Below are 7,127 nucleotides of genomic sequence, written 5' to 3' on the forward strand. Positions count from 1 at the left end.
CGCTAGACTGCTTGACTTGTCCGGTTGCACGGTTATGATTCGCATCACGTTATTCTGCAGGAGGAAATGTTGAGAGAATACGCTGCTGAACGTATCCGCAATCTCGGCTTCTTCGGCCACGGCGGCTCGGGCAAGACCTCGATTTGCGAGTCCCTGCTCCTGACGATGAAGCAGAATACCCGTCTTGGCTCGGTCAACGACGGAACATCACTATTGGACTACGACGAAGACGAAATCAGCCGGAAGATTGGTATCAACCTCGCGGTCGCTCACGGCGAGCACCGCGACCATCTGATAAACATCGTTGATGCTCCGGGATACGCCGACTTCTTCGGCAACGTCGTATCCGCGGTCCGGGCGGTTGACGCTGCGGTTCTGGTCGTTGACGCCGGGTCCGGAGTTGAGGTCGGTACCGAGATGGCCTGGCGCCGGATCGAAAAGGCCGGCCTTTCCAAGGTCGTATTTGTGAACAAGCTCGGCCGCGAGCATACCGACTTTGAGACCACGGCCGAGGAGATACGCAAGGCACTTGGCACGAACGTTACAGCCCTGTTTCTGCCCATCGGCAAGGAAGCCGCACTGTCCGGCGTCGTTGACCTGCTCGCAAACAAGGCATACCGGTACGAGCAGGGGACACGACGGGAGATACCGGTTCCGGCCGAGATGAGCGAGGCAATCGGCAGATGGAAGGAACGGCTAATCGAGGCGGCAGCCGAGGTTGACGAGAGACTGATGGAGAAGTTCCTCGAAGGGGTCAAAATCGAGGCTGCAGAGATGCAGGCCGCGGTCAGAAAGGGCATAAGGACCGGTCTGATTTCGCCAATGATGTGCGGTGATGCTCTGACCCAGGTTGGCGTGGACCTGATTCTCGACCTTGCAGTTGATGTCCTGCCCGGCCCGCTGGACCGGCCTGCGCTCTCAGGTGTTGTTCCGGCAACAGGCGAGCCAACTTCGTTTCCCTGTGCGGCTGACGGCCCGGTCTGCTGCTTTGTGTTCAAGACAATCTCGGAGTCCCATGTCGGCGAAATGAACTACGTGCGGGTATTTTCCGGGGTGGTGAAGGCCGGCTCCACACTCCTGAACGCCACCAACGAACGCGAAGAGCGCGTGAACCAGATTTACCTTATCAAAGGCCGGGAGCGGACCGAAGTCAACCAGCTTGTCACCGGCATGATTGGCGCTCTGGTCAAGCTCAAGGACACTCACACCGGCGACACGCTCTGCGAGCGGCGTCAGCCAATCCGGCTACCAGAAATGGACTTCCCCAAACCATCCATTTCCGAGGCAATCGTGCCCAGAACCAAGGGTGACGAAGAGCGGGTGTCGAACGGACTGGCGCGGCTGCACGCCGAAGACCCGACGTTTACCTACGAGTACAACCGTGAGCTCGGCCAGCAGCTCATCAACGGTATGGGCGAACTTCACCTTGACGTCATTGTCGGCCGGCTCAAGCGTAGATTCGACGTGCAGGTTGACCTTGTCAAGCCCAGGATCGCCTATCGGGAAACAATCACCCGCAAGTCCGAGGCCCAGGGCCGGCACAAGAAGCAGACTGGTGGCCGTGGCCAGTTCGGCGACGTGTGGCTGAGAATCGAACCCAAAGCACGCGCCGAAGGGTTTGAATTTGTCGACGAAATCTACGGTGGTGCGATACCTTCCAAGTTCATACCCTCGGTTGAAAAGGGTGTCGTTGAGGCGATGGAAAAGGGATTTCTTGCCGGGTACCCGATGACCGACCTCAAGGCGACAGTATTCGACGGCTCGTACCACGAAGTTGATTCCTCGGACATCGCTTTCAAACTCGCCGCAGGACTTGCGTTTCGCAACTGCTGCGAAAAGGCCGGAGTCGTACTGCTTGAGCCAATCGGCAACATTGAAGTCACGGTTCCAGACCGGTTCACGGGCGACGTGATGGGCGACCTGAACTCACGGCGAGGCCGGATAATGGGTATGGAAGCGCAAGGCAACCTCCAGGTCATCAAGGCCCAGGTCCCGTTGGCCGAGATGTACAAGTACTCCAACAGCCTGCGCTCGATGACTCAGGGTCGGGGCTACTTCAGCCTGGAGTTTTCGCACTATGAGGAAGTCCCGCGCGAGCTGGCGGCCAAAGTCGTAGAAGAAGCAAAGCGAGCAAAAGAAGCTGAGCGCCAGGCTTAGGCGGGCTGCTAACCCGGCTTGCGTCTGGGGTCATGGTGTCAACTTCGCACTGACGACGGGCGCTATGAGCGCAGCATAGACTGTAAGGTGTCGCCTTGTGGTCTAAGATTCCATCTCCTGTGTCATTCCGAGCCAGTGCGTGACTCAACGGAATCTCGCCGATGACCGGGGCAGGACCGGCCCCCCACTGTCAGGGTTTGTCCGCTTGCCGGTCCTCGGGCTGGACTTCTGCTGCAAGACAGGCCAACAGCGCGTGCCGTGCTTGACCGGTAGGCTGAACTGGCGAGATGCAAGCGAGCAAGCGGTTCCAGCCAGCAGAACCGTGTCAGCGACGAGCGCAAAGCTAGCGGTTGGGGCGACACGGCGTACCGGCATAGCATAACGCGGCGCCGGGACAGGGGAGAGGGCTGAGTTGGTACGAGCGGCAGCGCTTGCGCCGGTCAGGGCCGGTCAGAGCCAGCAGGCGACTACGGCATAGCTTTGGATATGTAGCCGGAGCGTAGCGCAGGATAACGGAGCCAGGTTAGGAATAGAGCACATCATAGATCTATCCAGCAGCCGTATATTGAATCGCCAGGGCTAAGGATGCAACCCGTTAGGAGCTAGTAGCTAACACCGCATAGCATCTGATGTTACAGTTGGAATCATGGAAATACAGTTCGTGCCGATGTATGAACGGCATAACGCCTCAGGGCTTACCCCGTGGCCCGCTGGTGTGGCTGATCCGTGAACGGTGGCATTGGCAGACCGGGCTTCGATACCGGTGGTCGAACAGCACGCAAAACAGCATGCGGCATCACGGGCTAGCCATGGGGCCGCCTCCTAGGCTGTCCGGGGGCTAGCCTGGGGGCTAGCCTTGGGGCAAGCACGTCGGGCTGGCGTCTGTGTTGAATTCAGGGCCGCACTTCGGACTGTACTGCTGGCAGAAGTGGTGGCTGCACAGCCGCTTGCGCAGGGAGCAACCAGTCGTACTATACACAGCGCGGTCTGTTTGGTTATCATTGGTCGGATAACCTGGTCCCGTGCCGTGTGCTGGACTGAGAGACAGTACTAGTACGCGGTCTTGCGCGGTCCGCGCACTGTCAATGTGCGTGATGTCCAAGGAATAAGGACGTGTATGTATATGGTTGCTAGCGTGACGGTACGGTGCAGGGCTGGCGATCACCCTTCTTGTAGGTTTTCCCTAGTGGCTGCAGTTTGTCTGGTCAGGTGTTATGGTGACGGACCAGATTGACAAGGTTAGGCCACGCTTGCGAGCGGGGAGTGATGACAGGGGGCAGAGTTTCATGCTGAACGCAGAGTGGCTAGTGCCGAGCCAATACGACCGGAATCGTGTGCGCGCTTGGACCGGAACTGGCGTACAAGTAGTAAATACCGTCCGCGATGTCTGGACCTGGGCGCCACTTAGTAGTGCCTTGGGGCAGTATCGCTACACGGCGACCAGAGGCACTAAATATCTCGATGTCCGCGTGTTGCAATGCGGTTATGTTGCAGGCAGAGTGAAATGGGTTTGGCGAGACGAAAAACGATAAGCCAGGACTGGGGAGTCTGTCGGATGGTTCGGCCAGCCCAGAACCCGGACAGAGCCAGCCAAGCAGGATGGACATGAGCTGGACCCGGGTGAGAAAGTCAGGCTTCGAGAGTGGCCGGTTCACTGACTCGAATCCGAACCCAAGTGTGATGATGCGTGCACCGGACATAGAGTCGAGCCGGCGGATGGCCGCGCCTAGGTTCGTCAGGGTGTCGTACACCAGGAGAATCGCCGCACCGTTGCGCATTGGTGATAGCATGTCACGGGATGTCTGGTTTGATGCGCCATCACCGCCTGCGGTCGCAGTTGCGTGAATCAGGCTGCCAAGCGAGTCGGCCCGGTTGCCAAACACGAAGAATCTTGACCAGCCTGAGCTGTCAAAACGCACTCCACACACACCTTCGAGAAACTGAGTGCCGGCAAGTTCTTCAGCGATGTTCTGGCCGGTGAGGAGCACGCTTGCACCACGTGCGATCAGGGCTGAAATGCTGTCCTGGTCTTCCACCGGTACAGTGCCGACACGGGTGTTGCCAGAATACCAGATCAGCGTTCGGGACCGGAGTCGATCAACATCCTGATAGGGCGGGAGGCCAGAGCTTGGCCTTCGCCAGGTGTGGCAGGTGATACCAAGGGTTTCAAGTGTTGAGGTGTAGTAACCCTCGTACTGCTCTAGCGTGTCGTTGTTTACGACCAGCAGGTGCGCAGTTTGGGTTTCGAGCCTGACGGTGGTGTCGCCATGAACAAACAGCTCCCAAGAACGACGATAGTAGGGAAAGCCAGGCTGGAGCTCAATTCGGATGAGTGTATCAATCACAGCAAGTGCGAACCGACCGACGCTGTCGGTTTTCGCTGAATCGAGTGGATGGGACGCACCACTGATACGGGCCTTGAGCCAGGCGTTCACCGGCTCGCCTGTGCCTGAGTCAATCAGGGTTCCGGCAAGCGTGAACCGACCATAGACCTTGAACCGGACACGGCTAGTGTCGTTGAGTCGGTTGCGGTCCGGAGTTGCGCCGGTGACTGCGTCAAGCTGGTAGATTCCGGCCGAGTTTGCGGCGAACGCAGGAAATGCCAGAGACGTATCAATGCCGAGAAACGGGAAGTTTGCGTAGTTCTCAATGTGCTGGTATCCTGGGCCACGCACCGTGAGCGGGAATGTTTTGGCCAAGAGTCCAACATTCGCCACGACCGGCCGGACCGGAATTGTGTCGCCTGTAATGTACAATTGGCGAGGTCGCGGCGATGCGAATTCAAGCGCGGCAACATCGTGGTCATAGGTGGGAGTGACGAACACGTCCATGCCCATGAAAACAAGGTAGGTTGTCACCCAGGTCTGATCCTGAGTTGTGGGATCAGTCCAGGTTGCGGGAATCCCGCCGTCGCGGTCAGTGTCTTTCTGGAGCAGGGTGTCAGTAAGGTAGTGGTGCATCAGCCACCAGTCTTCATCGCCGGCTAGTTCTGCTGCGGCACGGTACGCGTTGGCGAGCCAGATGTTGTGCGAACAGTTCCATGTTCCTGACGGGTAGAACCCGGGCAGGGATTCAGCATAGGTCTGGACCCACTGCCAGCCAGCGGTAGTATCCTCTCGGCAGACCGTGTTACACACGCCCCAGAACGCAGTGCCGCCACACATCGCCCATTCGGCCCGGCTCAGCTTCAAAGTGGTGTTGTCCTCAAGCCAGCGTTGGATTCTTCGTCCTCTTGTGACCGCGGTGTCGCGCAAAATCTGGTCGGACCGGTCGAGCGCAAAGTCGTACGCCATGCCTGATGACTGCGCGGTTACGAAGCATTCGAGGTAGGTACCGTTGGCGAGCGGATTGCGAATGAGGAAACCGCGGCACGAGTCAGCATAGGAGAGGAAGCTTGAGTCGGCATAAGTCCGGCGGTACTGCATCTCAACCATTAGGGCAAGGCCTGAGTTCCAGATTGCATACCAGACGTTTGCCGGCTGGCCCGAGTGCTCCCAGAAGGCCGGATGGCGCAGCACGTATACCCATGCCCGGCGGATGTTCTCGCGGTAGTCGTCCGAACCGGTCAACTCATACCAGCGGGACCATATCCAGATTGCTTCCTGGGTGTTGTCGGTCTCGATGACATTAGGCAGATGCTCGGCCTCAATGATACCGCCAAAGTCGGGCGAGCCAGAGTCCGATACCTGGTAGGCTGCCACGAAATCGCAGGCCAGTTTGATACGTTCAAGGTAGTTGTAGCGCCGGGGGCCGAATATCAGACTCTCAGGCCGGGCAAACCATTCCTGCCGGTATGACCGGCGGAAAAGTTCAAACTCCTGCTCGGTCCACATCCGGGTGGCAAAGGCCGCTCCTCCAACAACGCAGACGACAAGGAGTGTCTTCACGCGCATTGATACTCTCCGGGGCAACAAGATAGGCCGACTCCAGCCCAAGTCAAGACAGAACCTGGAATCGCCCCGACGAGACCTTTCCTGAACCTGCACGCCGGGCTTGACCCGGCGCTTGCGGGCGTATCTAATATGGTGTGAGTGCATCCACCTACTGGAGGAGCAATGCTCTCTGACATCGAAATCGCCCAACAAACTAAGCTCATGCCGATATTCGAGATAGTGAAGTCACTCGGCATCACCGACATGGACCTGGTACTGCCGAATGGTAACTACAAGGCCAAGTTATCGCTGCGGTTGTTTGAGCGCCTAAAAGACCGTCCCAAGGGCAGGCTTGTGCTTGTTACCGCAACAACTCCGACCAAATACGGTGAGGGCAAGACGACAGTGTCAGTCGGGCTCTCGATGGCCCTGAACCGGCTCGGAAAGAAATCAATCGTGGTGCTGCGCGAGCCCTCGCTCGGACCGGTGTTCGGTATCAAGGGCGGAGCCGCCGGTGGCGGTTACTCCCAGGTGCTGCCGATGGATGACATCAACCTGCACTTCACCGGTGATATCCACGCAGTTACAGCAGCTCACAACCTCCTATCCGCGATGCTTGACAACTCGATACACTTCGGCAATCCGCAGCACATAGACGAGCGGGAAATAGTGTTTCCCAGAGCCATTGACATGAACGACCGGGTGCTGCGCTCAATGGTCGTTGGCCTGGGCGGCCGGGCCAATGGACCGGCCCGTGAGGACAGTTGCGTGATAACCGCTGCTTCCGAAGTGATGGCAATACTCGGGCTTTCGGCTTCCCGGGCCGAACTCAAGGAGCGGCTTGGACGGATTCTCGTGGCCCTGAGCTACGACGACAAACCGGTGACCGCAGGTGACCTTGGTGCGACCGGCGCAATGGCAGTGCTGCTGAAGGATGCAATCAAGCCCAATCTGGTGCAGACTATTGAACACACACCGGCGTTCGTCCATACCGGGCCGTTCGCCAATATCGCCCACGGCACCGCAAGCGTGGTAGCTACAAACATGGCACTGCAGCTATGTGACTATACCGTTATCGAAGCCGGATTCGGCTCCGAC

The 7,127-nt window shown here is 58.3% G+C and carries 3 protein-coding genes; 2 read left to right on the forward strand and 1 reads right to left on the reverse strand.

The features are described from left to right. Window positions 1–69: 69 nt before the first annotated feature. Window positions 70–2,157 carry an elongation factor G gene (gene fusA / locus ABIL25_04215; GenBank protein MEO0081484.1) on the forward strand — a complete coding sequence of 696 codons (2,088 nt, stop codon included), beginning with the start codon at window positions 70–72 and terminating at the stop codon, window positions 2,155–2,157. 1,304 nt (window positions 2,158–3,461) lie between these two features. On the opposite strand, the gene ABIL25_04220 is transcribed toward fusA, so the two are convergent. Next, window positions 3,462–6,050: a hypothetical protein gene (locus ABIL25_04220; protein MEO0081485.1), complete on the reverse strand. Its 2,589-nt coding sequence runs from the start codon at window positions 6,048–6,050 to the stop codon at window positions 3,462–3,464. Between the two features lie 162 nt (window positions 6,051–6,212). Between ABIL25_04220 and ABIL25_04225 the strand changes: the two genes are divergently transcribed. After that, the coding region (locus tag ABIL25_04225) for a formate--tetrahydrofolate ligase (protein MEO0081486.1) at window positions 6,213–7,127 on the forward strand (915 nt) is incomplete at its 3' end.

It is taken from the genome of candidate division WOR-3 bacterium (genome assembly GCA_039801365.1).
Classification (GTDB): domain Bacteria; phylum Hydrothermota; class Tepidihabitantia; order Tepidihabitantales; family Tepidihabitantaceae; genus JBDRUN01.

Coding starts and splice junctions, on each gene's coding strand:
- ABIL25_04220 (MEO0081485.1), bottom strand. CDS start 6,050: ATGCGCGTGAAGACACTCCTTGTCGTCTGCGTTGTTGGAGGAGCGGCC.